22 protein-coding genes are annotated in these 20,401 nt (G+C 64.8%); 11 read left to right on the top strand and 11 right to left on the bottom strand.

Annotated features, from left to right (window positions below; translation table 11 throughout):
- Window positions 1-145 precede the first annotated feature (145 nt).
- A complete protein-coding gene (locus tag V3314_RS10665; RefSeq protein ID WP_012271091.1) occupies window positions 146-337 on the bottom strand; it encodes a PLDc N-terminal domain-containing protein in 192 nt (63 codons plus the stop codon).
- A 126-nt stretch (window positions 338-463) separates the two neighbouring features.
- Between V3314_RS10665 and V3314_RS10660 the strand changes: the two genes are divergently transcribed.
- A complete protein-coding gene (locus V3314_RS10660) occupies window positions 464-1,402 on the top strand; it encodes a ZIP family metal transporter (RefSeq protein ID WP_046615499.1) in 939 nt (312 codons plus the stop codon).
- A 123-nt stretch (window positions 1,403-1,525) separates the two neighbouring features.
- Here V3314_RS10660 and V3314_RS10655 read toward each other — a convergent pair whose 3' ends face one another.
- Window positions 1,526-2,056 carry a hypothetical protein gene (locus tag V3314_RS10655; RefSeq protein WP_046615500.1) on the bottom strand — a complete coding sequence of 177 codons (531 nt, stop codon included), beginning with the start codon at window positions 2,054-2,056 and terminating at the stop codon, window positions 1,526-1,528.
- A 60-nt stretch (window positions 2,057-2,116) separates the two neighbouring features.
- The gene (locus tag V3314_RS10650; protein WP_046615501.1) at window positions 2,117-2,641 is read right to left on the bottom strand and encodes an ankyrin repeat domain-containing protein; all 525 of its coding nucleotides are present in this window, start codon (window positions 2,639-2,641) and stop codon (window positions 2,117-2,119) included.
- Between the two features lie 265 nt (window positions 2,642-2,906).
- On the opposite strand from V3314_RS10650, the gene V3314_RS10645 reads away from it, so the two are divergent.
- The gene (locus V3314_RS10645) at window positions 2,907-3,179 is read left to right on the top strand and encodes a DUF3509 domain-containing protein (RefSeq protein ID WP_046615502.1); all 273 of its coding nucleotides are present in this window, start codon (window positions 2,907-2,909) and stop codon (window positions 3,177-3,179) included.
- Between the two features lie 125 nt (window positions 3,180-3,304).
- Here V3314_RS10645 and V3314_RS10640 read toward each other — a convergent pair whose 3' ends face one another.
- The 3 genes from V3314_RS10640 to aroC form a co-directional block, all read right to left on the bottom strand.
- Window positions 3,305-3,841 (bottom strand): oxidase, encoded by a 537-nt coding sequence (locus V3314_RS10640; protein ID WP_135001888.1) that lies wholly within the window; start codon window positions 3,839-3,841, stop codon window positions 3,305-3,307.
- Complete coding sequence (locus V3314_RS10635) at window positions 3,841-4,995, bottom strand: MFS transporter (RefSeq protein ID WP_046615504.1); 1,155 nt, start codon at window positions 4,993-4,995, stop codon at window positions 3,841-3,843. Before V3314_RS10635 ends, V3314_RS10640 begins: the two co-directional genes overlap by 1 nt.
- 132 nt (window positions 4,996-5,127) lie before the next feature.
- Window positions 5,128-6,219, bottom strand: a complete 1,092-nt coding sequence (gene aroC, locus V3314_RS10630) for a chorismate synthase (RefSeq protein ID WP_338460193.1) — start codon at window positions 6,217-6,219, stop codon at window positions 5,128-5,130.
- A 235-nt stretch (window positions 6,220-6,454) separates the two neighbouring features.
- Here aroC and V3314_RS10625 point away from each other — a divergent pair, with 235 nt between their 5' ends.
- Complete coding sequence (locus V3314_RS10625) at window positions 6,455-7,417, top strand: alpha/beta fold hydrolase (RefSeq protein ID WP_046615506.1); 963 nt, start codon at window positions 6,455-6,457, stop codon at window positions 7,415-7,417.
- A 200-nt stretch (window positions 7,418-7,617) separates the two neighbouring features.
- Complete coding sequence (locus V3314_RS10620) at window positions 7,618-8,400, top strand: hypothetical protein (protein WP_085602227.1); 783 nt, start codon at window positions 7,618-7,620, stop codon at window positions 8,398-8,400.
- 109 nt (window positions 8,401-8,509) lie between these two features.
- Here the strand turns inward: V3314_RS10620 and prmB are convergent, their stop codons facing one another.
- On the bottom strand, window positions 8,510-9,418 hold the full coding sequence (gene prmB / locus V3314_RS10615; RefSeq protein ID WP_085602228.1) for a 50S ribosomal protein L3 N(5)-glutamine methyltransferase: 909 nt from the start codon (window positions 9,416-9,418) through the stop codon (window positions 8,510-8,512).
- Between the two features lie 180 nt (window positions 9,419-9,598).
- Here prmB and V3314_RS10610 point away from each other — a divergent pair, with 180 nt between their 5' ends.
- From V3314_RS10610 to V3314_RS10590, 5 genes are all read left to right on the top strand, one after another.
- On the top strand, window positions 9,599-10,189 hold the full coding sequence (locus V3314_RS10610) for a cysteine hydrolase family protein (protein ID WP_025338152.1): 591 nt from the start codon (window positions 9,599-9,601) through the stop codon (window positions 10,187-10,189).
- Window positions 10,190-10,275: 86 nt separating this feature from the next.
- Window positions 10,276-10,596, top strand: coding sequence for a hypothetical protein (locus V3314_RS10605; RefSeq protein ID WP_024086500.1), 321 nt, complete (start codon window positions 10,276-10,278; stop codon window positions 10,594-10,596).
- A gap of 174 nt (window positions 10,597-10,770) precedes the next feature.
- Window positions 10,771-11,331, top strand: a complete 561-nt coding sequence (locus V3314_RS10600) for a Smr/MutS family protein (protein WP_024086499.1) — start codon at window positions 10,771-10,773, stop codon at window positions 11,329-11,331.
- Window positions 11,332-11,401: 70 nt separating this feature from the next.
- On the top strand, window positions 11,402-11,947 hold the full coding sequence (gene folE / locus V3314_RS10595) for a GTP cyclohydrolase I FolE (RefSeq protein WP_024086498.1): 546 nt from the start codon (window positions 11,402-11,404) through the stop codon (window positions 11,945-11,947).
- A gap of 59 nt (window positions 11,948-12,006) precedes the next feature.
- A complete protein-coding gene (locus tag V3314_RS10590; RefSeq protein WP_003260822.1) occupies window positions 12,007-12,378 on the top strand; it encodes a glutaredoxin in 372 nt (123 codons plus the stop codon).
- A 130-nt stretch (window positions 12,379-12,508) separates the two neighbouring features.
- Here the strand turns inward: V3314_RS10590 and V3314_RS10585 are convergent, their stop codons facing one another.
- On the bottom strand, window positions 12,509-13,111 hold the full coding sequence (locus V3314_RS10585) for a glutathione S-transferase family protein (RefSeq protein ID WP_046615509.1): 603 nt from the start codon (window positions 13,109-13,111) through the stop codon (window positions 12,509-12,511).
- 145 nt (window positions 13,112-13,256) lie between these two features.
- Here V3314_RS10585 and V3314_RS10580 point away from each other — a divergent pair, with 145 nt between their 5' ends.
- A complete protein-coding gene (locus V3314_RS10580; protein ID WP_024086496.1) occupies window positions 13,257-14,447 on the top strand; it encodes a benzoate/H(+) symporter BenE family transporter in 1,191 nt (396 codons plus the stop codon).
- Between the two features lie 144 nt (window positions 14,448-14,591).
- On the opposite strand, the gene V3314_RS10575 is transcribed toward V3314_RS10580, so the two are convergent.
- Window positions 14,592-16,532, bottom strand: a complete 1,941-nt coding sequence (locus tag V3314_RS10575; protein WP_196174062.1) for a methyl-accepting chemotaxis protein — start codon at window positions 16,530-16,532, stop codon at window positions 14,592-14,594.
- 116 nt (window positions 16,533-16,648) lie between these two features.
- Window positions 16,649-18,046 (bottom strand): PLP-dependent aminotransferase family protein, encoded by a 1,398-nt coding sequence (locus tag V3314_RS10570; RefSeq protein WP_338460192.1) that lies wholly within the window; start codon window positions 18,044-18,046, stop codon window positions 16,649-16,651.
- Between the two features lie 225 nt (window positions 18,047-18,271).
- On the opposite strand from V3314_RS10570, the gene V3314_RS10565 reads away from it, so the two are divergent.
- Window positions 18,272-19,447, top strand: a complete 1,176-nt coding sequence (locus V3314_RS10565; RefSeq protein ID WP_338460191.1) for an MFS transporter — start codon at window positions 18,272-18,274, stop codon at window positions 19,445-19,447.
- Window positions 19,448-19,506: 59 nt separating this feature from the next.
- Here the strand turns inward: V3314_RS10565 and V3314_RS10560 are convergent, their stop codons facing one another.
- Window positions 19,507-20,268, bottom strand: coding sequence for an SDR family oxidoreductase (locus tag V3314_RS10560; protein WP_108480562.1), 762 nt, complete (start codon window positions 20,266-20,268; stop codon window positions 19,507-19,509).
- Between the last annotated feature and the right edge of the window lie 133 nt (window positions 20,269-20,401).

Below are 20,401 nucleotides of genomic sequence, written 5' to 3'. Positions count from 1 at the left end.
TAGGATTGCGGGTTTGCGGAGATGGCGCAGGTGTATACCAACGCAGCATTGTGCGGGTGCGGATTCTGTTTAAACCAATGTGAAAATTTTGTCACGGGGGTGTTGCGGGTTTTGTCTGTTCCGGCCCTATCGCCGGCACAGCCATTCAGATCCTCACATTCCCCCGCGGCCCGGCGATCGCCCATATCACCAGCCCCACCACCGGCAGCAAGGCGATTAGCAGGATCCACAACACCTTGATGCCCACTTCGCTGCCACTCTTGATCACATTGAGGATGGCCCAGATATCCAGCGCCAGAATGATCAGCCCGACCAGGCTGTTGAACGTCGACCCCATGCCAAAACTCCTGTCAAAAGCTTTTGCTGCACAGCATAGCCAGCTATCACGTCGATAGAAGGGAATCCTTGGCCGTTTGCGCGGGTCACTGCTTAAACTTCTGTATCCATCGATTTCGAGGTTGCCATGCCCCCCGCTAATACCCACCCCGTTGCCCTGCCATCGCCCGTCAGCGCCTGGCGCCAACAGATGCACGACAACCCATGGATAGGTGCTGGCCTGGCCCTTAGCCTGCTGGTGGTACTGGTACTGCTCGGGGCAAGCCTGTGGAACGCGGTGAACGGCGACCACGCTGAAAACCTGCACCTGGCCGCACTGGGCGGGTTGTCCGGCTTTGGTGCCACGGCACTGGGCGCGGTGCTGGCGGTGGTGCTGCGCGATGTCAGGGCGCGCACGCAGGATGTGATGCTGGGTTTTGCCGCCGGCATGATGCTGGCGGCCAGTTCGTTTTCACTGATTCTGCCGGGCCTGGATGCCGCCCGCGAAATTACCGGCAACGGCCCGGCCGCGGCCTTTACCGTGGTGCTGGGCATGGGCCTGGGCGTGCTGCTGATGCTGGGCCTGGACCGCTTCACCCCGCATGAACACGAAAGCACCGGCCCTTGCGGCCCGGAGGCCGAGCGCATCAGCCGGGTGTGGTTGTTCGTGCTGGCGATTACCTTGCACAACCTGCCTGAGGGCATGGCCATTGGCGTGAGCTTTGCCAATGGCGACATGAACATCGGCCTGCCGCTGACCAGCGCCATCGCCATCCAGGACATCCCCGAGGGGCTGGCGGTGGCATTGGCCTTGCGCGCTACCGGGTTGTCGAACCTGAAGGCTGCGCTCGTGGCGATCGGATCGGGGCTGATGGAGCCGCTGGGCGCGGTGATCGGCCTGGGGATTTCTACCGGCTTTGCCCTGGCCTACCCGGTGAGCATGGGGCTGGCGGCAGGGGCGATGATCTTTGTGGTGAGCCACGAGGTGATTCCCGAAACCCACCGCAATGGGCACCAGACAGCGGCGACCCTGGGGTTGATGGGTGGGTTTGCGGTGATGATGTTCCTGGATACCGCACTGGGCTGACTATTCAGGTTGCCTGAACCGGCCTCTTCGCGGGCTTGCCCGCTCCCACAGGACTCCACTGCCCTCGGGCCCAGTGATTATCCTGTGGGAGCGGGCATGCCCGCGAAGAAGCAACCGCGGAAATCAGACGTGCACGGCGACCTTCAAGGCCTCCAGGGCCGGCTCGACCTTGATCCCCACCTCTGCCCCCAGCTCCAGCACCCGCGCCAGGTCGTTCTGCCCCACCATCACCATCTGCAGCTCGTCATCCAGCAACTGGCTGAAGTTGAGTAGCACATATCCACCCGCCTCTTTGTTCAACGCCCCCATCTGCACCTGGATACGGTTGAGCGCGGTCAGCGGCTCGGTGCGGGCCAGTTGCTTGGGCTTGAGGGTAAACGGCACGCTCTGGTCGAACGAATCGCTGATCTGCTGGAACAGCTCCTGGTAGCTGTCGGCCTGGAACACCACGGTGTCCGGCAGGCTGCCCAGCACCACCCATTCGCCAAGCGGGATGGGGAAGCTGTCGTCGTAGTTGATGTCGGGGTTGGCGGCCAGGAAAGCGGCGGGGTCGGCGTAGGCCTGGGCGGCCTCGTCGGCGATGCGCTCGATGTCTTCCTCGCGCATGCAGCCAGCGCCAATGAGGCTTATGAATTCGAGCAACTGAGTTTTCATGAAAGGGGGCCTGCGACGGGTGAAAAGTCGCCAAGGATAGCCGCAAATGCCCCCTTGCGGTTAGCCGGCCAGCACTTGCAGGCGCGCTGCGGCGTCCACGGCCCCCATGGTTTGCGCTGCCATCAGCGCGGTGCTGCCACGGGCATCCTGGCGGGCCGGGTCGGCTCCTTGGGCCAGCAGGTATTCGAGGATCTCGCTGCGGTTGAACATGGCCGCCAGCATCAGCGCGGTGCGGCCATCCTGCGCGGCGGCGTCCACCGGAACGCCGTGTTCCAGCAGCAGGCGGATCATGGCCAGGTCGCCCTTGAACGCGGCACCGGCGATGGGCAGCTGGCCGTTATCGTTGGCAATCAGCGGGTCGGCGCCATGCGCCAGCAGCACGCGCACTGCGTCATGATGGCCGTGGTAGCTGGCCAGCATCAGCAGGGTGTCACCCTTGTGGTTGCGCAGGTTGGCCGGCAGGCCACTGGTTAGCAGGCGCCCGAGCATCTCGGCATCACCCTGGCGGGCACGTTCGAACACCTGCTCGGCGAAGGCGGCGGTTTCGTCGTCGGTCATGGTTGCAGGCGTGGGTTGGCTGGACATTTGGAACCTCCTGGCAGAAATCGTTGCCCAAGTCTTTGTCAGGCAAGGCTGCCGGGTCAAAGGTTCAGATTCTATCGGGCCGATAGCTGGCCGCCTGTCGTGCAATATGCACTGTGCAAAATGCACGACCGTGCAGGTTGCACGGAAGCGCTTAAGAAAAAAGTGCGTAACCTCCTGAAATTAAAGGAAATTTTCAAAGAAAAGTTCCTGGCACGGACACTGCAACGATCGACTCACGTCTGTCACACAACAGCCAGGAGTTGATATGGACCTCATCCAGGAAAAGTTCGTTTCGGTATTTTCGGCCTATCAGGTGAACACTCAGGCCCGCCCCGACGGTGGTGTGCTGCTGACCCTGCGCGCTGCTGATGGCAAGGTCACCCGCCGAGTATTGACCTATTCACAATTGCACAGCGCCGAGCAGCTTTCGTGGGCGATCAGCGCCATCCGCCGGGATTTGGCCGAGCAGGCCAGCGAGTTGCCGGTGATTTCGATGCTGCAGAGCCAGCAGCGGTTTGCCCTGCCGACCTATCGCTGAGTTTGGTTTTGGTGGATCTGGCCTCTTCGCAGCACGAGGCTGCCCCTACAGGGCCCGCGCCGGCCTCAGGCTTCGCGTTTTACCTGTAGAAGCAGCCTTGTGCTGCGAAGAGGCCGGCAAAACCATCACAACTCATCGATGCCAAGAAACGCCCGCGCAGTCACATCTCCGGTAAACCTCGGCTGTATCCCCTGCTCGCTGCCATACAACCGCAACGCCAGGCAAAATGGTACATCGCCCAGCTCGACCCAGCGCCGGGTCCCCGCCGGCACCACCAGCTGGTCGCCCTTCTCGCACAGCACCGAATACACCCAATCCCCCAAACGCAGGCCAACCTGCGCCCGCCCGCTGACCACGGCAAACACCTCCTCGGCGTCATGCACATGCTCATCGCGTACATCTACCTGCGCAGGGGCCTCACCGTCACGGTTGAGCACCACGAAGGCCTTGCTGCCGTGCGCCGTCATCAACTGGTCCAGGTGATCGCGACAGGCTTCCAGCACCTCGTCCTGGGCCGTGCCCGGGCGCACCCGCAGGCCATGCGCGGCATGGGCAAAGCGCACGCCCTGCTCGGCCAGGGTGGCGGTGATGTCGTCGTGGTGGGTCAGCACCTTGTTCGGCAGTTCCGGGCTGGAGAGATGGAAAACGCTGAGAATGCTCATCAGGGGCGGGTCCTGGTCGGTTGCGAACAAAGGGCAATGATAACGGCTGCAGCCAAAGCTGCGGCACTGGCCATACCAAAGGTGAAGGTGGGGCCCAGCAGTTTCCAGCTGTAGCCCGAATACAACGCCCCCAGCGCACCGCCAGTGCCCGACAACGCCGCATACAGCGCCTGGCCCTGGCCCTGCTGGCGGGCGCCGAAGCTGGCCTGGACGAAAGCGATGCTGGCGGCATGGAAACAGCCGAAGGTTGCAGCATGCAGCACCTGGGCGAACACCAGCACCGCCGGCTCACCGGCCAGGTTGCCCAGCAACAGCCAGCGCAGCGACGCCAGCACGAAGCTGGCCAGCAACACCCGTTGCACCGAAAAGCGCGCGAAGATGCGGCTCATGGCCATGAACACCAGTACTTCGGCCACCACCCCCAGTGCCCACAGCAGACCGATGGCACCCCGGGCATAGCCCAGGTGTTCCAGGTGCAGGGTGAGGAAGGTGTAGTACGGCCCGTGGCTGAGTTGCATCAGTGCCACGCAGGCGTAGAACGCGATCACCCCGGGCGCCCGCAGCTGCTGCAGGAAGCCGCCCGCGCCGGTGCGCTCGCCCTGCTCCACCGGCTGGGCATTGGGTACCCACAGGCTGGCGGCGACGATACCGGCCATGATCGTGACCAGCGCCACCGGGTAGATATCCAGGCTCAGCCACTCGAACAGCCGGCCCAGGCCGACCACGGTGAGGATGAAGCCGATCGAGCCCCACAGGCGCACCTGGCTGTAGCGCGCGGTTTGCCCGTGCAGGTGGGCCAGGGTAATGACCTCGAACTGCGGCAGCACCGCATGCCAGAAGAATGCGTGCAGTGCCATGACCAGCGCCAGCCAGGCGTAGCTTTTGCCAAGGAAGATAAGAGCGAAGGTGGCCAGGGTCGACAATGCGCCCAGGCGCACGATCAGCAGGCGCTGGCCGGTGCGGTCACCCAACCAGCCCCACAGGTTGGGGGCGATACAGCGCATGAGCATGGGGATGGCCACCAGCTCGCCGATGCGTGCCGGAGAGAAGCCCAGGTGGTCGAAGTACAGCGCCAGGAACGGGGCGGTGGAACCGAGCAGGGCGAAGTAGAACAGATAGAAGCTGGACAGGCGCCAGTAGGGGATTGGTTGCATGGGGTCGCCTATGGGGTTGCCGGTACTGGCCCTATCGCCGGCAAGCCAGCTCCCACAGGTACCCCACAATGTTCAGGCTTGTGGTAATCCTGTGGGTGCTGGCTTGCCGGCGATAGGGCCAGTGCAAGCGAATCAGAGCTGGCCCAGCACCGGGGTATTCACCTTCACATCGGCATTCTGCGCGCGGTGGCGCAGCAGGTGGTCCATCAACACGATGGCCATCATCGCCTCGGCGATGGGCGTGGCGCGGATGCCCACGCACGGGTCGTGGCGGCCTTTGGTGATGACATCCACCGGGTTGCCGTCAATGTCGATGGAACGGCCCGGGGTGGTGATGCTGGAGGTAGGCTTCAGTGCCAGGTGGGCAACGATCGGCTGGCCCGAGGAAATACCCCCGAGGATGCCGCCAGCATTGTTGCTGAGGAAACCTTCCCGGGTCAGTTCGTCACGGTGCTCGGTGCCGCGTTGGGCCACGCTGGCGAAGCCGGCGCCGATTTCCACGCCCTTGACCGCGTTGATGCTCATCAGCGCGTGGGCCAGTTCGGCGTCGAGGCGGTCGAAGATAGGCTCGCCCAAGCCCGGCATGACGCCTTCGGCGACCACGGTGATCTTGGCGCCCACCGAGTCCTGGTCACGGCGCAGCTGGTCCATGTAGGCCTCCAGCTCGGGCACTTTGCTCGGGTCAGGGCTGAAGAAGGCGTTCTGCTCCACCGACTCCCAGGTCTTGAACGGGATTTCGATCGGGCCCAGCTGGCTCATGTAGCCGCGCACGGTGATGCCCTGGGAGGCCAGGTATTTCTTGGCAATGGCGCCGGCGGCCACGCGCATGGCGGTTTCGCGGGCCGAGCTGCGGCCACCGCCACGGTAGTCGCGGATGCCGTACTTGTGGTGGTAGGTGTAGTCGGCGTGGGCCGGGCGGAACAGGTCCTTGATCGCCGAGTAGTCCTTGGACTTCTGGTCGGTGTTGCGGATCAGTAGGCCGATCGAGCAGCCGGTGGTGCGGCCTTCGAACACGCCGGAGAGGATTTCCACCTCGTCGGCTTCCTGGCGTTGGGTAGTGTGCCGGCTGGTGCCGGGCTTGCGCCGGTCGAGGTCGTGCTGCAGGTCGGCGAGGGAAATTTCCAGGCCCGGTGGGCATCCATCGACAATGGCGACCAACGCCGGGCCATGGCTCTCGCCAGCGGTGGTGACAGTGAACAGCTTGCCGTAGGTATTGCCGGACATGGACGCTCCGCGAGATCTGCCTGAAGTGAACGAAAGCGGCAGTATACAGATGGATTGATCGCCTGTGCTGGCCTCTTCGCGGGCTCGTCCGCTCCCACAGGTACCCCCACGACGCAGGTCTGTGGTAAACCTGTGGGAGCGGGCGAGCCCGCGAAGAGGCCGAACCTGCCAGGCAAGGCCCGAGAACCTTCCCGCAAACACTGGGTCAAATCCTCATCTCCCCATGTAGTACCGCATGATGTCGCGCCTCGTCGCCCTGTTCTTCCTGCTGTGCACCGGCCTGGCCCAAGCCGCCGCCCCCACCGTGCTGCAACGCCCGATCGACCTCGACACCGGCCAGGGCGTGCTGCACGGCAGCCTGCTGCTGCCGCAACAGGCCACCCCACCACCGGTGGTGCTGATCATCGCCGGCTCCGGCCCCACTGACCGTGACGGCAACAACCCGGCGTCAGGCCGGGTCGACAACCTCAAGCGCCTGGCCCTGTTGCTGGCCAACGAGCACATCGCCAGCGTGCGCTACGACAAGCGCGGGGTGGCCGCCAGCCAGCCGGCCACGCCCGACGAGCGTGACTTGAGCGTGGAGCGCTACGTGGCCGATGTGGTCGCCTGGAGCCACAAGCTCAAGGCCGACCCGCGCTTCGGCCCGTTGATCCTGATCGGGCACAGCGAGGGCGCGCTGATCGCCAGCCTGGCCGCCGAGCAGGCCGGTGCCAGCGCGGTGATTACCCTGGCCGGCAGCGGCCGGCCGCTGGCCGAGGTGCTGCGCGAACAGCTGGCCCAGCGCCTGCCGCCGGCACAACTGGCCGGTGGCAGCGCCCTGCTCGACCGCCTGCAGGCCGGGCAGACCAGCCTGGAGGTGCCGGCGCCGCTGCGCCAGGTGTTCCGCCCCAGCGTGCAGCCCTATCTGATTTCGCTGTTCCAGCAGAACCCGGCGGCGGCCTTTGCCCGCCTGCCAATGCCCGCGCTGATCGTGCAGGGGCGCAACGATGTGCAAGTGGGGGTGGTCGACGCCGAACGGCTGAAGGCGGCCAAGCCGGATGCCCGACTGGTGCTGATCGATGGCATGAACCACATGCTGCGCATCAGCCCCAAGGCGATGAGCCAGCAGCGCGACAGCTACCTCAACCCTGAACTGCCGCTGGCAAGGGAGCTGGGCGAGCAGATTGTGACGTTTATCCAGCATTTGCCATCTGCCTGACCCTCAGGTCTTTGCCGGTACGGCCGATATTTCAGTATTAGCGGAACTTTGGGGCCGCTGGCGCGCCCCATCGCCGGCAAGCCAGCTCCCACAGGAACACAACAGGCCTGAATGCCCTGCGGTCCCTGTGGGAGCTGGCTTGCCGGCGATGGGCTGCGCAGCAGCCCCTGCCGCATGCCCGTACCCAAGGACAAGCCCTGATGACAACCGCCCCTACCGCCGTAGAGCCGGCCGAAGAGCCCGAGGAAAGCACCGCCCTGCCCTGGGCCGACCTGGCCGCCGAACATTTCCAGCTGTTGCGCCTGGCCGCCCTGCCTACCGACCGCAACACCGGCGCACGGCCACTGCGCTTTGTGCAGTTCGGCTATGCCGAACGCCACGACAAGGCCCACAGCCTGTTGCGCATGGAAATCCAGCTGCCTGGGCAGAAAGTGCACAAGGAACAGAACCGCCTGGACATTCGCGTCGACCACACCGAGCGCCTGGTGCGCATCGGCAATGAACATGGCCTGCAACTGGAGCCGCTGAACCGTGGCATCGGCCGCTTCCTGCTGGCTCAGGCCGCGCAATGGCTGCAGCGCAAGTGGTCGCACTACCGGATCGAGGGCATGGCGCTGCCGAGCAAGGATGCGCTGAACGAAGACTCACGCCTGCGTCGTGACCACTGCCTGCGCGGGGTGGGTATCGAGGTGGAGTACGAGGACAGCCAGCACCTGAAGGGCCGTACCGTGGAAATGACCGTGGGCCAGCTCAAGGGCGCGTGGAACAGCGAGCGCTTGCAGCGAGTGGGGATACTGGATGCTGCCGGCCTGCTGCAGCAGGCTGACCAGCAGTTGCAGGAGAAGGAAGGGCAACTGCGTGAGCGGGATGAACGGGTTGCCAAGTACCAGCGTGAAGATAGCGGGTTGCGCTTTACCATCACCTGCCTGGTGGCGTTTGCGGTGTTCCAGGCGGGGTTGCTGATCTGGATTGCCACGCGCTGAGACCGCGTCGCCTGCTTCGCGGGCTTGCCCGCTCCCACAGGTACAGCGCTGTCCTCAGGCTTTGCGCAATTCCTGTGGGAGCGGGTTTACCCGCGAAGAGGCCATGGAATCAGACCCGGGCCTTGAACAGCTCCTGATGCTGGCGGCACTGCTCGGCGGTCAGCATGAACACCCCATGCCCGCCGCGCTCGAATTCCAGCCAGGCAAAGTCCACTTCGGGGTACAGCGCCTCGACATGCACCTGGCTGTTGCCCACTTCGACAATCAGCAAGCCCTTGTCGGTCAGGTGGTCCGCCGCTTCGGCCAGCATGCGCCGCACCAGGTCGAGGCCATCGTTGCCGCAGGCCAGGCCCAACTCGGGCTCGTGGTGATACTCGGCCGGCATGTCCTCGAAGTCCTCGGCATCGACATACGGCGGGTTGGACAGGATCAGGTCGAAACGCTGCCCCGGCAAACCGCCAAAACCGTCGCCCTGCACGGTGTACACGCGCCCATCCAGGCCGTGGCGTTCGATATTCTGGTTGGCCACTTCGAGCGCTTCGAACGACAGGTCGGCCAGCACTACCTCGGCCTCGGGGAACACGTCGGCGGCAACGATGCCGATGCAGCCAGAACCGGTGCACAGGTCGAGAATGCGCGCCGGCTCGCTCGCCAGCCACGGCTCGAAGCGTTTCTCGATCAGCTCGCCAATCGGCGAACGCGGCACCAGCACGCGCTCGTCGACGATGAACGACATGCCGCAGAACCAGGCCTCGCCCAGCAGGTAGGCAGCCGGCACGCGTTCTTCGATACGGCGCTTGAGCAGGTGCTGCAGGCGTACCCGCTCGTCGTCCTCGAGCATGCAGTCCAGGTAGCTGTCGGCCACCTCCCACGGCAGGTGCACCGCCCCCAGCACCAGCAGGCGGGCCTCGTCCCAGGCGTTGTCGGCGCCGTGGCCGAAGAACAGATCGTGCTCATGGAAGCGGCTGACCGCCCAGCGGATATAGTCGCGCAGCGTGCGCAGGCGGGATGTGATCACGGGGTACTCCTAATTCAGACCGGACAAAAGTCTAACAGCCCAACCCGCACATTTGTTCCTTTGCCTTGCCCAATGGCTAGCCACAAGCCAGTAACCATGCCGCTTGCGTTGTCAACCATTCCCATTGGCGCCAAGGCAGGGGACAATAGGTATACAAAAGCCCTATCCAAGGAGCCCTTGATGTCCGTTCCAACCACGATGTTTCGCCTCACTGGCCGCGACTATCCGCCGGCCAAGCTGAGCCACGCCAGCCTGATCATCATCGATGCGCAAAAGGAGTACCTCAGCGGGCCCCTGGCGCTGTCGGGCATGGACGAGGCCGTGGCCAACATCGCCAGGTTGCTCGACGCCGCGCGCAAGAGCGGCCGTCCGATCATCCACGTTCGCCACCTGGGCACTGTCGGTGGCCGTTTCGACCCACAAGGGCCGGCCGGCCAGTTCATTCCGGGGCTGGAGCCGCTGGAAGGCGAAATCGTCATCGAAAAACGCATGCCCAATGCATTCAAGAATACTCAGCTGCATGAGACCCTGCAGGCGCTGGGCCACCTGGACCTGATCGTCTGCGGCTTCATGAGCCACTCCAGCGTCAGCACCACGGTACGCCGCGCCAAGGACTATGGTTACCGCTGCACCCTGGTGGAAGACGCTTCGGCGACACGCGACCTGGCATTCAAGGATGGGGTGATCCCGGCCGCGCAAATCCACCAGTGCGAAATGGCCGTGATGGCCGACAACTTCGCTTGCGTGGCCCCTACCGCCAGCCTGATCTGATCGGCTGGGTACAACCGCCCGGCAGCCGGGCGGAACCCGATGGGCGGCTCCAGGTCGAATTCCGGATATCCACAGAGGAGAGCGGAATGAAGCTCAAAGGCAGTTTCGACGCCAAGCGCCTGCGCCCGCGCGAACCGCGTAACTGGGGCGCCCGCCTGGCGGCCGGCCTGTCGGCCATGCTGGCGACCCTTGGCGTGCTGCTGGCGATGGCCGGTGTCGCCGGCCTGCTGGGCAACTACCCTGCGCTGGCGGAGCTCAACGCCAACAAACCGCTGGCCGGCATCCTCACCGTGGCCGGTTTGCTGCTGCTGTGGCTGGGCGTGCGCTTCTGGCGGCGCAGCCGCATTCGCCTGCGCCGCGGGCGCGAGCTGAACCTGTCGCCGCACCTGATGAAGAAGCATGACTGATGGGTTTGTATTACCTGTATCGGCCTCTTCGCGGGCACGCCCGCTCCCACAGGTACCCCGCTCCCTTCAGCCGCTGTGATATCCCTGTGGGAGCCGGCTTGCCGGCGATAGGGCCCGCACAGGCTGCACAAGGCCCCACAGTCGCGTAAACTACGCCGCCCACGTGGAGGCATCATGCAAGACGACGATTTTTCCCTGTTCAAGGCCGAAGTGCGCGGTGTCAAACCGATCACGCACGACCGCGCCGAAGTCGGCAAGCCAAAGGCCGACCGCCAGAAGCTGGCCGGCCTGCGCCAGGCGGCGACCGTGCGCAGTGACAAGGCATTGGTGATCGACGGCATGTCCGACCAGTTCGTCATCGACGTTGGCGCCGAAGACGAGCTGCTGTGGCGCCGCGATGGCGTGCAGGAAGGCCAGCTGCGCAAGCTGAAGCTGGGGCAGATTCCGTTCGAGGGCAGCCTCGACCTGCATGGCATGACCGTGGAAAAGGCCCGCGAAACCCTGTGGGACTTCATCGCCGAAGCCACCAAGCTGGAAGTGCGCTGCGTGCGGGTTACCCACGGCAAGGCCGCGCGCCTGGACGGCAAGCGCCCGATGATCAAGAGCCACGTCAACACCTGGCTGCGCCAGCACCCGCAGGTGCTCGGTTTTGCCTCGTGCAACGCCCGCCACGGCGGCACCGGCGCGGTGTATGTGATGCTCAAGCGAACCATGCTCGAAGGCCGCGACGAGTAACGCCGCGCTTGCAGCGCCGCCCTCGCCGCCGTACCCTTCGTTTTTGCGATTTTTTCCCACAGGTAGATCCATGTCCCTGGAACAGAACTACACCGAGATCCTCAGCCAGATTGGCGAGGACGTCTCCCGTGAGGGCCTGCTCGACACGCCCAAGCGGGCTGCAAAGGCGATGAAGTACCTTTGCCGCGGTTATGAGCAAACACTGGAAGAAGTCACCAACAACGCGCTGTTCAGCTCTGACAACAGCGAAATGGTGCTGGTCCGGGACATCGAGCTGTATTCGATGTGCGAACACCACATGCTGCCGTTCATCGGCAAGGCGCACGTGGCCTACCTGCCCAAGGGCAAGGTACTTGGCCTGTCGAAGGTGGCGCGCATCGTCGACATGTACGCTCGCCGCCTGCAGATCCAGGAAAACCTCAGCCGCCAGGTTGCCGAGGCCGTGCAGAAGGTAACCGGTGCCGCCGGCGTTGCCGTGGTCATCGAAGCCAAGCACATGTGCATGATGATGCGCGGTGTCGAGAAGCAGAACTCGACCATGATCACCTCGGTGATGCTGGGTGAGTTCCGCGAAAACGCGGCTACCCGCAGCGAGTTCCTCAGCCTGATCAAGTGATTGGCTGCTGACCCCGAGCCGACCCTGCCGGGTCGGCTTTTTCATTTCAGGAGTTGCCCATGATCGTCAAAGCCCTGCGGGTTGGCCTCGGCCAGCTCATCGTGTTCGGCGACTGGATCAGCCGCCCGGCCAAGCGCAAGCGCGACGCCGCCGCCCAGGCCCGCGTCGAGCAAGCGGCCCAGGGCCTGGCGCTGTACCAGTTCCACGCCTGCCCGTTCTGCGTCAAGACACGCCGCACCCTGCACCGTTTGAACGTGCCGGTGGCGCTGCGCGATGCCAAGAACGACCCGGTGCACCGCCAGGCCCTGCAGGAAGGTGGCGGCCGGGTGAAAGTGCCGTGCCTGCGCATTGAAGAAGCAGGTAAGGTGACCTGGATGTATGAGTCCAAGGCGATCATTGCCTACCTGGATGAGCGGTTCGCTTCGGCCTGACGGTTTGCAGGTTTCCTGTACCGGCCCTATCGCCGGCAAGCCAGCTCCCACAGGGATCCCACAATATTCAGCCCTGTGGTGAACCTGTGGGAGCTGGCTTGCCGGCGATAGCGCCAGTACAGGCTAAAGGTCAGCCCACCATCGGCACATGCCGCGGGTGGCTGCTGACCCGCTCCAGCCAGGCCCTCACTGCCGGGTAATCGGCCAGATCGAACCCGCCCTGATGCGCCACATGGGTGTATGCATACAACGCCACATCGGCAATCGAATACTGCTCGCCGACCAGGTACGGCGTCATCTGCAGCTGCCGCTCCATCACCCTCAGTGCCTTGTAACCGCCCTTGTGAAGCTTGCGGTACTCCTCCAGGCGCTCGTCCGGCAACCCCAGGTAGAACTGGATGAAACGCGCCACGGCAATATACGGCTCATGGCTGTACTGCTCGAAGAACTGCCACTGCAACACCTGGGTGCGCAGGCGTGGCTCGGTGGGCAGGAACTCGCTGCCATCGGCCAGGTAGTTGAGAATGGCATTGGATTCCCACAGGTAGCTGCCGTCCTCGAGCTCCAGCACCGGCACCTTGCCGTTGGGGTTCATCGCCAGGAACTCCGGTGTTTCGGTCTCGCCCTTGAGGATGTCCACAGGGTGCCATTCGTATGGTCGGCCGAGCAGGCTCAACATCAGCTTGATCTTGTAACAGTTGCCCGACTGGTAGTCGCCATAGACCTTGTACATCGCCCCTCCACTGCCAAGCAGTTCTGCATTTGCGCCCAATAGTTGGCGACTGTACGGCTAAAAGCAATGGCCGCTGTATGGCAAGAATCAACCTTGCTCGCTGTAGTCTGAAAAAACTGCTTACACCTTTACAAGGACTTTGTTCATGAACGATGCCACTTCCGCACGCCTGCGGCCCTTGGCAGACAGCTCCCCGTCGGCGGTGGTCGCCGGCTTCATCGCCATGCTCACCGGCTATACCAGCTCGCTGGTGCTGATGTTCCAGGCCGGCCAGGCTGCCGGGCTGACCAGCGCGCAGATTTCGTCATGGATCTGGGCGTTGTCGATCGGCATGGCGGTGTGCAGCATCGGCCTGTCGCTGCGTTACCGCACACCGATCACCGTGGCCTGGTCCACCCCCGGCGCCGCCTTGCTGATCACCAGCCTGGGCGGGGTCAGCTATGGCGAGGCGATCGGCGCCTACATCACTTGTGCTGTGCTGGTGCTGATCTGTGGCCTGACCGGCAGCTTCGAGCGCCTGGTCAAGCGCATCCCGGCCTCGCTGGCCTCGGCGCTGCTGGCGGGCATTCTGTTCAAGATCGGCAGCGAAATCTTCGTTGCCGCCCAGCACCGCACCTTGCTGGTACTGGGCATGTTCTTCAGCTACCTGCTGGTCAAGCGCCTGTCGCCGCGCTACTGCGTTCTGGCCGCATTGCTGGTGGGCACCGCGCTGTCCGGCGCCCTGGGCCTGCTGGACTTCAGCGGCTTCCGCCTGGAAGCAGCCACGCCGGTGTGGACCACGCCAAGCTTCTCGCTGGCGGCGACCATTAGCATTGGCATCCCGCTGTTCGTGGTGGCGATGACTTCGCAGAACATGCCGGGTGTGGCCGTGCTGCGCGCGGACGGCTACCAGGTGCCGGCCTCGCCGCTGATCTCGGCCACCGGCTTTGCCTCGCTGCTGCTGGCACCGTTTGGCTCGCACGGGGTCAACCTGGCGGCGATCAGCGCGGCGATCTGCACCGGGCCGCATGCCCATGAAGACCCGGCCAAGCGTTATACCGCGGCGGTGTGGTGCGGGATTTTCTATGGCATTGCCGGGGTGTTCGGCGCGACCTTGGCGGCGCTGTTTGCGGCGCTGCCGAAAGAGCTGGTGCTATCGATTGCAGCACTGGCACTGTTCGGCTCGATCATGAACGGGCTGACCGTGGCCATGAGCGAAGCACGGGAGCGGGAGGCGGCGGTGATTACCTTCATGGTGACCGCTTCGGGGCTGACCTTGTTCTCGATTGGGTCGGCGTTCTGGGGGATCGTGGCGGGGGTGCTGGCCTTGATGATCCTCAACCCGCGCAGGGGCTGAAGGTTTTTGTTGCCTGTACTGGCCTCTTCGCGGGCACGCCCGCTCCCACAGGGATATCATTGCCCTCAGGTCCAGTGATATCCCTGTGGGAGCGGGCGTGCCCGCGAAGAGGCCGGTACAGGCAACACAAAGCCCAGGCCCAGATCACAACCTGAAATGCCCCACCATCCCCTTCAGGTCAGTACCCAACTGCGCCAGCTCGATACTCGACCGGGCATTGTCCTGCATCGCCAACGCCGCCTGATCGGCACTGCCGCGGATCTGTGTGACGCTGCGGCTGATCTCTTCCGCCACAGAGCTCTGCTGCTCGGCCGCCGCGGCAATCTGCTGGTTCATCTGCTGGATCAATGAAACCGCCGCCGCAATGCTGCCCAGTGCGCTTTCGGTCTGCAGCGCATCGGCCACCGCCAAACGTACCAGCTCGGTACTGCCGCGAATCTGCGCCACCGACTGCTGGGCATTGCCGCGCAGGCTGGCGACCAAGGTCTCGATCTGCTCGGTAGACTGCCGGGTACGCCGCGCCAGCGCACGCACCTCATCAGCGACCACGGCAAAACCACGCCCCTGCTCGCCCGCGCGGGCGGCTTCGATAGCAGCATTCAACGCCAGCAGGTTGGTCTGCTCAGCCACGCTCTTGATCACTTCCAGCACGTCGCCAATGGTGTGGATCTCGGCACTGAGGCTGTCGATACCAGCGCTGGCCGTCTCCGCCGCCGCCGCCAGTTGCTCGATGCGCTGCATGCTCTGGCGCACCACCTGTTGCCCGGAATCCACCTTCTCATCAGCAGCCTGGGCCGCCTGCGCCGCTTCTTCAGCATTACGCGCCACATCGTGCACGGTGGCGGTCATCTGTTGCATGGCGGTGGCCACCTGCTCGGTCTCTTCCTTCTGGCTGCCCACCTCGCGGTTGGTCTGCTCGGTCACCGCCGACAGCGCCTGCGCATTGCCAGCCAGTTGCTCGATGCCCTGCTGCAAACCGCTGACAATCCCAGACAGGCCCGCCGCCATCTGCTGCATGGCCTGCATCAGCTGCCCTACTTCGTCACGGCGCGGCTCCAGGGCGTCAAAGCTCAGTTCACCGGCAGCGATGCGCTGGGCGCGTGCAATCACATGCTTGAGCGGGCCAACCACGGCGCGGGTGATCAGCCAAGCGGCCAGCACACCCACCAGCAGCGCCAATGCCGTGGCCAGGCCGATGGCCACGGCATTGCGTTGCAGTTCGCCCTGCAGGGCCTGCTCCTGCCCCACATAGGCCTGGTCGACCCGACTGGTGACTTGCTCGGCACTGGCTTGCAATTGCGCCTTCAAGCCCTGCTCGCGGGCCAACTGGTCAGTGTATTCGTTGAGTTTTTCCGAGAAGCTGCCGATGTGCCCCGCCACTTCGCCCAGCACACTCTGGTAGCCGGCATCGCTGACGGCGCCCTGCAACTGGCTGACCAGGCTGGCGGCCTCGACAGTCTGGGCGATGCGGTCCTGGCTGACGCCCTCTTCGCCCTTGCGGCTTTTTTCCAGGCGTACCCGCGCTTCGTCCATGGCCTGCAGCATCAGCCGCGACACCTGCGCCACCTGCCCGGCCTGCTCGAGGAACGCGCCGCCCTCCTGGCCCTGGGACTGCTTGAGGGTGTACACGCCGTCATCAGCCAGGCCGGCCTGCAACACATCGAGATTGTTGGCCACGCTGGATACCGACCAACTGGCCATGTCCAGCGCCAGCTCCTTGGCCTGCACCGCTTCGACAAAGGCCTCGAATGCCTGGCCATAGGCCGTCAGGTCAGTTTCCGCCGCCGCCAGCGCCGGCAGGCCACGGGCGCGTTCGGCCAAGCCCTGCAGGCCGCTGCGCAAGGCCTCGGCCTGCTTGAGGTCGGAGCGCAGGGCAAAGGCCTGCTCGTGCTGGCGCAAGCGCAGCAGGTCGGTATTGAACTGGGCCAGTTGGCGCAAGCTGTCGAAGCGCTGGCCAACACTGTGCAGCGCGGCAATGCCAATGGCCGCCACCGCCAGGGTCAGCACCAGCACCAAGGCAAAGCCCAGGCCGAGTTTGCGGGCCATGCCCAGGTTGGCCAGCACACCGTGCTTGCTCGCGCCCATGCCGATTCCCCTTCTGCGTGCGAGGTTATCCCGAAGGCCAAGGGTGGCAACGTTGCCAGCCGATGAACAAGGGCCTGACGTCAGAATAGTGTCAAATAGCTATGAGCATGTCGCTATCAGCTTGCCAGAGGTCGCCCTGCGTGCTGAAGGAAGGTCTGGGCGCGGGAGTCCTGCCCGTAGGCGACATTGATGCGCAGCCAGGCGCTGGCCGCGCCCTGGTAATCGAAGGCGCTGCCGGGGGTGAGCAGCACATCGTGTTCCAGCGCCAGGCGTTCCAGGCTGGCGAAATCCCGGCCCGGCACGCAGGCCCAGACGAACATGCCGCCGTAGGGCTCGCAGAACACCTGCCAGCCCGCCTGCTCCAGCTGGCCGAGCAGCCTGGCCATGTGTTGCCCAAGGCGCACACGCAGGCGCTGCACGCTCTTGCGGTAGCTGCCGTTGGCCAGCATCTGCCCCACCACCTGCTCGGCAAAACGCGAGGTGCCGATGCCGCTGACCATCTTCAACTCAGCCAGACGCGCCAGCAATGCCGGGTCGGCGACCAGGTAGCCGACCCGCAGCGAGCTGCTGAGGGTTTTCGAGAAGCTGGCCATGTAGATTACCCGCTGCTCGCTGTCGAGGGTGGCCAGGCGGGTTGCCGGGCCTTCCTGGAAGTCTGCGTAGATATCGTCCTCGATGATGCGCAGGTCGTGCTCGCGGGCCAACTCCAGCAGGCGGTAGGCCACCTTGGGCGTCAGACTGGTGCCGGTGGGGTTCTGGTACAGGCTGTTGGTGAAAAGGCAGCGCGGCTTGTGCGCCATCAGCAGGACTTCGAGGGTGGCCAGGTCCGGGCCTTCGGCGGTGCGTGGCACCGGCAGCATGTGTACCTGGTGCTGGCGCAGCAGGTTGTACAAGTTGTAGTAGCCGGGGTTTTCCACCAGTACCGTGTCACCCGGGCGCAGCAGGGTGCGCACCAGCAGGTCGAGGCCGTGGCTGGCGCCGTGGGTAGTGAGGATACGTTCGGGCCCGGCGGCGATGCCCAGCTGCGCCAGGCGCTTGTGCAACTGCTGGCGAAGGCTGGCCAAGCCCAGGGGCGGGCAGTAGTCGAACAGGTCCTGTGGGTTGCCGCGGCTGACCTGGCGCACTGCCTGGGCCAGTTCGGTGGCGGCGCGCCAGCTGCTGGGTAGCCAGCCGCAGCCCAACTTGAGCAACTCGTCATGGCCCTCGCGAAACTGCCGCCAGCTACCATCGCCGGCCTCGCCCCAGGGTTGGGCGTCTTCCATGGCCAGGCCGGCTTTGCGTTCGGCGACGAAAAAGCCGGTACCGTGGCGGGCCTCCAGCCAGCCGCTGGCGACCAGGCGGTCGTAGGCTTCGATCACACACGATGCACTGACCGCCTGGCTGCGGGCCAAAGCCCGGATCGATGGCAGGCGCGCTCCGGGGCGCAGGCGCTGCTGGCCGATCCAGGTTTGCAGGTGGTCGGTGAGTTGCTGCACCAGCGGGGTGGGGCTGGTGCGGTCGAGGGGCAAGTGCATGGGGCAAGTGTTCGCTGGTTTTGAGCGAACAGTTAAGCATAAAAGGGTTGCTGGTGTGTCTGGTGATGGGAATGGGCTGGCATCAAAGTGAACAGGCCCGGCCCTTTCGCGGGTGAACCCGCTCCAACAGCGATCGCACCCAACCCGAGAGCGGTGCAGTACCTGTGGGAGCGGGTTCACCCGCGAAAGGGCCGGTACAGCCACTACAGAACCAGGATCCTACCCATGCCCTCCGCCCCGGCCCGCCTGGCCTTCGCTCTCTGCCTGATCACCCTGGCCGTCAACCTGCAGGCCCCGCTGTACATCACCTACGCCGACCTTTCCGGCCAAGGCGCCGCCGCCACCGCAGTAGCCTTCTCCGGCTATGTGCTCGGCGTACTACCCGTGCTGCTGGCCCTGGGCGGGCTGGCCGACCGGGTCGGGCGCCGGCCATTGGTGCTTGCCGCACTGGCCCTGTCGATGGTCGCCACCGTGCTGATGCTGGCGGCCCCCAACCTGCACACTCTGGGGCTGGCGCGGCTATTCCTCGGCCTGGGCACTGGCCTGGCGTCGGCAACGGCCACCGCCTACATGGGTGAGTTGATGGGCGGCGCGGACAACACCCGCGCCGCCAATTGGGTTACCGCCAGCACCTCGCTGGGCTTTGGCCTGGGCGCGGCGCTGACCAGCCTGTTCCTGCTGCGCGGCCCCAGCCTGACCCCAGGCAGCTTCCACCTGCAACTGCTGCTGGCGGCGCTGGCCATGCTGCTGGTTTGGCGCCTGCCGGACCCACGCCCGGCACAACGCAACCCCATGCTGCGCCTGCCCTGCTACCCACGTGGCAGCGTGGCCTATGGCCTGGCCATTCTGCTGGCGTGGGCCTGCGTGGGGCTGGTGATCGCCCTGCTGCCGGGCATCCTGCGCCAGCATGGGCTTAGCGCCTGGTCGGGGTTCTCGACCTTTTGCGTGATCAGCTGCGGGTTGTTGTTCCAGCCCATGGCACGGCGCCTCAGCAGCCGTACAGCCACATTGCTGGGGCTGGTGATATTGCCGTGCAGCTATGCCGTGCTGGCCTGGGGGGCGGACAGCGGCCAGCTAGGCGCGGTATTGCTGGGTGCGGTGGCGGCCAGCAGTGCGTGCTACGGGTTTATCTACCTGGGTGGGCTGGCAGCGGTGAACCAGTTGGCCGGCAGCGAGAAGACACGGGCCAGCGCTGGGTTCTTCCTGCTGGCGTACCTGGGGTTCAGCCTGCCGGTGATCTTTACCGGGCTGCTGAGCGACCGGTTAGGGTCACGGTTGGCGTTGCTGGTGTTTGGTGGGATGTTGATGGTGGGGTGTGTGGCTGTAGGGCTGGCATTGTGGTGGCCTGCCAGGGCCTCTTCGCGGGTAAACCCGCTCCCACAGGAATATCACCAACCCTGAGGCCAGCAGGGTACCTGTAGGAGCGGGCGAGCCCGCGAAGAAGGCCACGCGGTTTCGGCTCAGATCGCCGTAGCCCCACCATCCACCGTCAGGCAATGCCCTGTGGTAAACGCCGCGCCATCACTGCACAGGTACAGCACGGCACTGGCAATTTCCTCGACCTTGCCAATGCGCCCCACCGGATGCATGGCAGCGGCAAACTCGGCCTTGCGTGGGTCGGCCTCATAGGCGCGGCGGAACATGTCGGTGTCAATCACCGCCGGGCACACCGCATTCACCCGGATACCCTTCTTGGCGTACTCGATGGCCGCCGACTTGGTCAGGCCGATCACCGCGTGCTTGGAGGCGCTGTAGATGCTCATCTTCGGCGCCGCGCCCAAACCGGCCACCGAAGCGGTATTGACGATGGCCCCACCGCCCTGGGCCATCAGCAACGGCAGCTGGTACTTCATGCACAGCCACACACCCTTCACGTTGACGCCCATGATGGCATCGAACTCCGCCTCGCTGCCCTCGGCCAGGCGGCCCTGCTCTATCTCGATACCTGCGTTGTTGTAGGCATAGTCCAGCCGCCCATAGGCAGCGATCAGGCGCTCGTGCAGTTGGCGCACCTCGGCTTCACGGGTAACGTCGCAGGCAATGAACAGCGCCTCCCCGCCCGACGCGTGGATCAGGGCCACAGTGGCCTCGCCACCGACAGGGTCAAGGTCGGCCACCACCACCTTCAGGCCCTCCCGGGCGAAAGCCAGGGCAGTTGCCCGGCCGATGCCGGCGGCGCCGCCGGTGACCAGGGCTACCTGGCCGGAAAAGGTCATGCTCATCGCGTGCTCCAAAGCGTGCTTGGTGGGGTTCAGAGCATAGTCAGCCACCACCCGCACGGGCAGCATCATCACCCCACCGGTTGGGCTACCATGCTTGTCAGTGATGTTACGGACCTGCCTACATCAACAGGGT

The organism is Pseudomonas sp. TE3-3-F2023, from assembly GCF_036784815.1.
Lineage (GTDB): Bacteria > Pseudomonadota > Gammaproteobacteria > Pseudomonadales > Pseudomonadaceae > Aquipseudomonas > Aquipseudomonas pudica.
This window is presented reverse-complemented; position numbering and strand designations above follow the sequence as displayed.

Excerpts from the sequence above, each read along its gene's own strand:
- V3314_RS10665 (WP_012271091.1), bottom strand. The coding sequence starts at position 337 with ATGGGGTCGACGTTCAACAGCCTGGTCGGGCTGATCATTCTGGCGCTG.
- V3314_RS10660 (WP_046615499.1), top strand. The coding sequence starts at position 464 with ATGCCCCCCGCTAATACCCACCCCGTTGCCCTGCCATCGCCCGTCAGC.
- V3314_RS10655 (WP_046615500.1), bottom strand. The coding sequence starts at position 2,056 with ATGAAAACTCAGTTGCTCGAATTCATAAGCCTCATTGGCGCTGGCTGC.
- V3314_RS10650 (WP_046615501.1), bottom strand. The coding sequence starts at position 2,641 with ATGTCCAGCCAACCCACGCCTGCAACCATGACCGACGACGAAACCGCC.
- V3314_RS10645 (WP_046615502.1), top strand. The coding sequence starts at position 2,907 with ATGGACCTCATCCAGGAAAAGTTCGTTTCGGTATTTTCGGCCTATCAG.
- V3314_RS10640 (WP_135001888.1), bottom strand. The coding sequence starts at position 3,841 with ATGAGCATTCTCAGCGTTTTCCATCTCTCCAGCCCGGAACTGCCGAAC.
- V3314_RS10635 (WP_046615504.1), bottom strand. The coding sequence starts at position 4,995 with ATGCAACCAATCCCCTACTGGCGCCTGTCCAGCTTCTATCTGTTCTAC.
- aroC (WP_338460193.1), bottom strand. The coding sequence starts at position 6,219 with ATGTCCGGCAATACCTACGGCAAGCTGTTCACTGTCACCACCGCTGGC.
- V3314_RS10625 (WP_046615506.1), top strand. The coding sequence starts at position 6,455 with ATGATGTCGCGCCTCGTCGCCCTGTTCTTCCTGCTGTGCACCGGCCTG.
- V3314_RS10620 (WP_085602227.1), top strand. The coding sequence starts at position 7,618 with ATGACAACCGCCCCTACCGCCGTAGAGCCGGCCGAAGAGCCCGAGGAA.
- V3314_RS10610 (WP_025338152.1), top strand. The coding sequence starts at position 9,599 with ATGTCCGTTCCAACCACGATGTTTCGCCTCACTGGCCGCGACTATCCG.
- V3314_RS10605 (WP_024086500.1), top strand. The coding sequence starts at position 10,276 with ATGAAGCTCAAAGGCAGTTTCGACGCCAAGCGCCTGCGCCCGCGCGAA.
- V3314_RS10600 (WP_024086499.1), top strand. The coding sequence starts at position 10,771 with ATGCAAGACGACGATTTTTCCCTGTTCAAGGCCGAAGTGCGCGGTGTC.
- folE (WP_024086498.1), top strand. The coding sequence starts at position 11,402 with ATGTCCCTGGAACAGAACTACACCGAGATCCTCAGCCAGATTGGCGAG.
- V3314_RS10590 (WP_003260822.1), top strand. The coding sequence starts at position 12,007 with ATGATCGTCAAAGCCCTGCGGGTTGGCCTCGGCCAGCTCATCGTGTTC.
- V3314_RS10585 (WP_046615509.1), bottom strand. The coding sequence starts at position 13,111 with ATGTACAAGGTCTATGGCGACTACCAGTCGGGCAACTGTTACAAGATC.
- V3314_RS10580 (WP_024086496.1), top strand. The coding sequence starts at position 13,257 with ATGAACGATGCCACTTCCGCACGCCTGCGGCCCTTGGCAGACAGCTCC.
- V3314_RS10575 (WP_196174062.1), bottom strand. The coding sequence starts at position 16,532 with ATGGGCGCGAGCAAGCACGGTGTGCTGGCCAACCTGGGCATGGCCCGC.
- V3314_RS10570 (WP_338460192.1), bottom strand. The coding sequence starts at position 18,046 with ATGCACTTGCCCCTCGACCGCACCAGCCCCACCCCGCTGGTGCAGCAA.
- V3314_RS10565 (WP_338460191.1), top strand. The coding sequence starts at position 18,272 with ATGCCCTCCGCCCCGGCCCGCCTGGCCTTCGCTCTCTGCCTGATCACC.
- V3314_RS10560 (WP_108480562.1), bottom strand. The coding sequence starts at position 20,268 with ATGAGCATGACCTTTTCCGGCCAGGTAGCCCTGGTCACCGGCGGCGCC.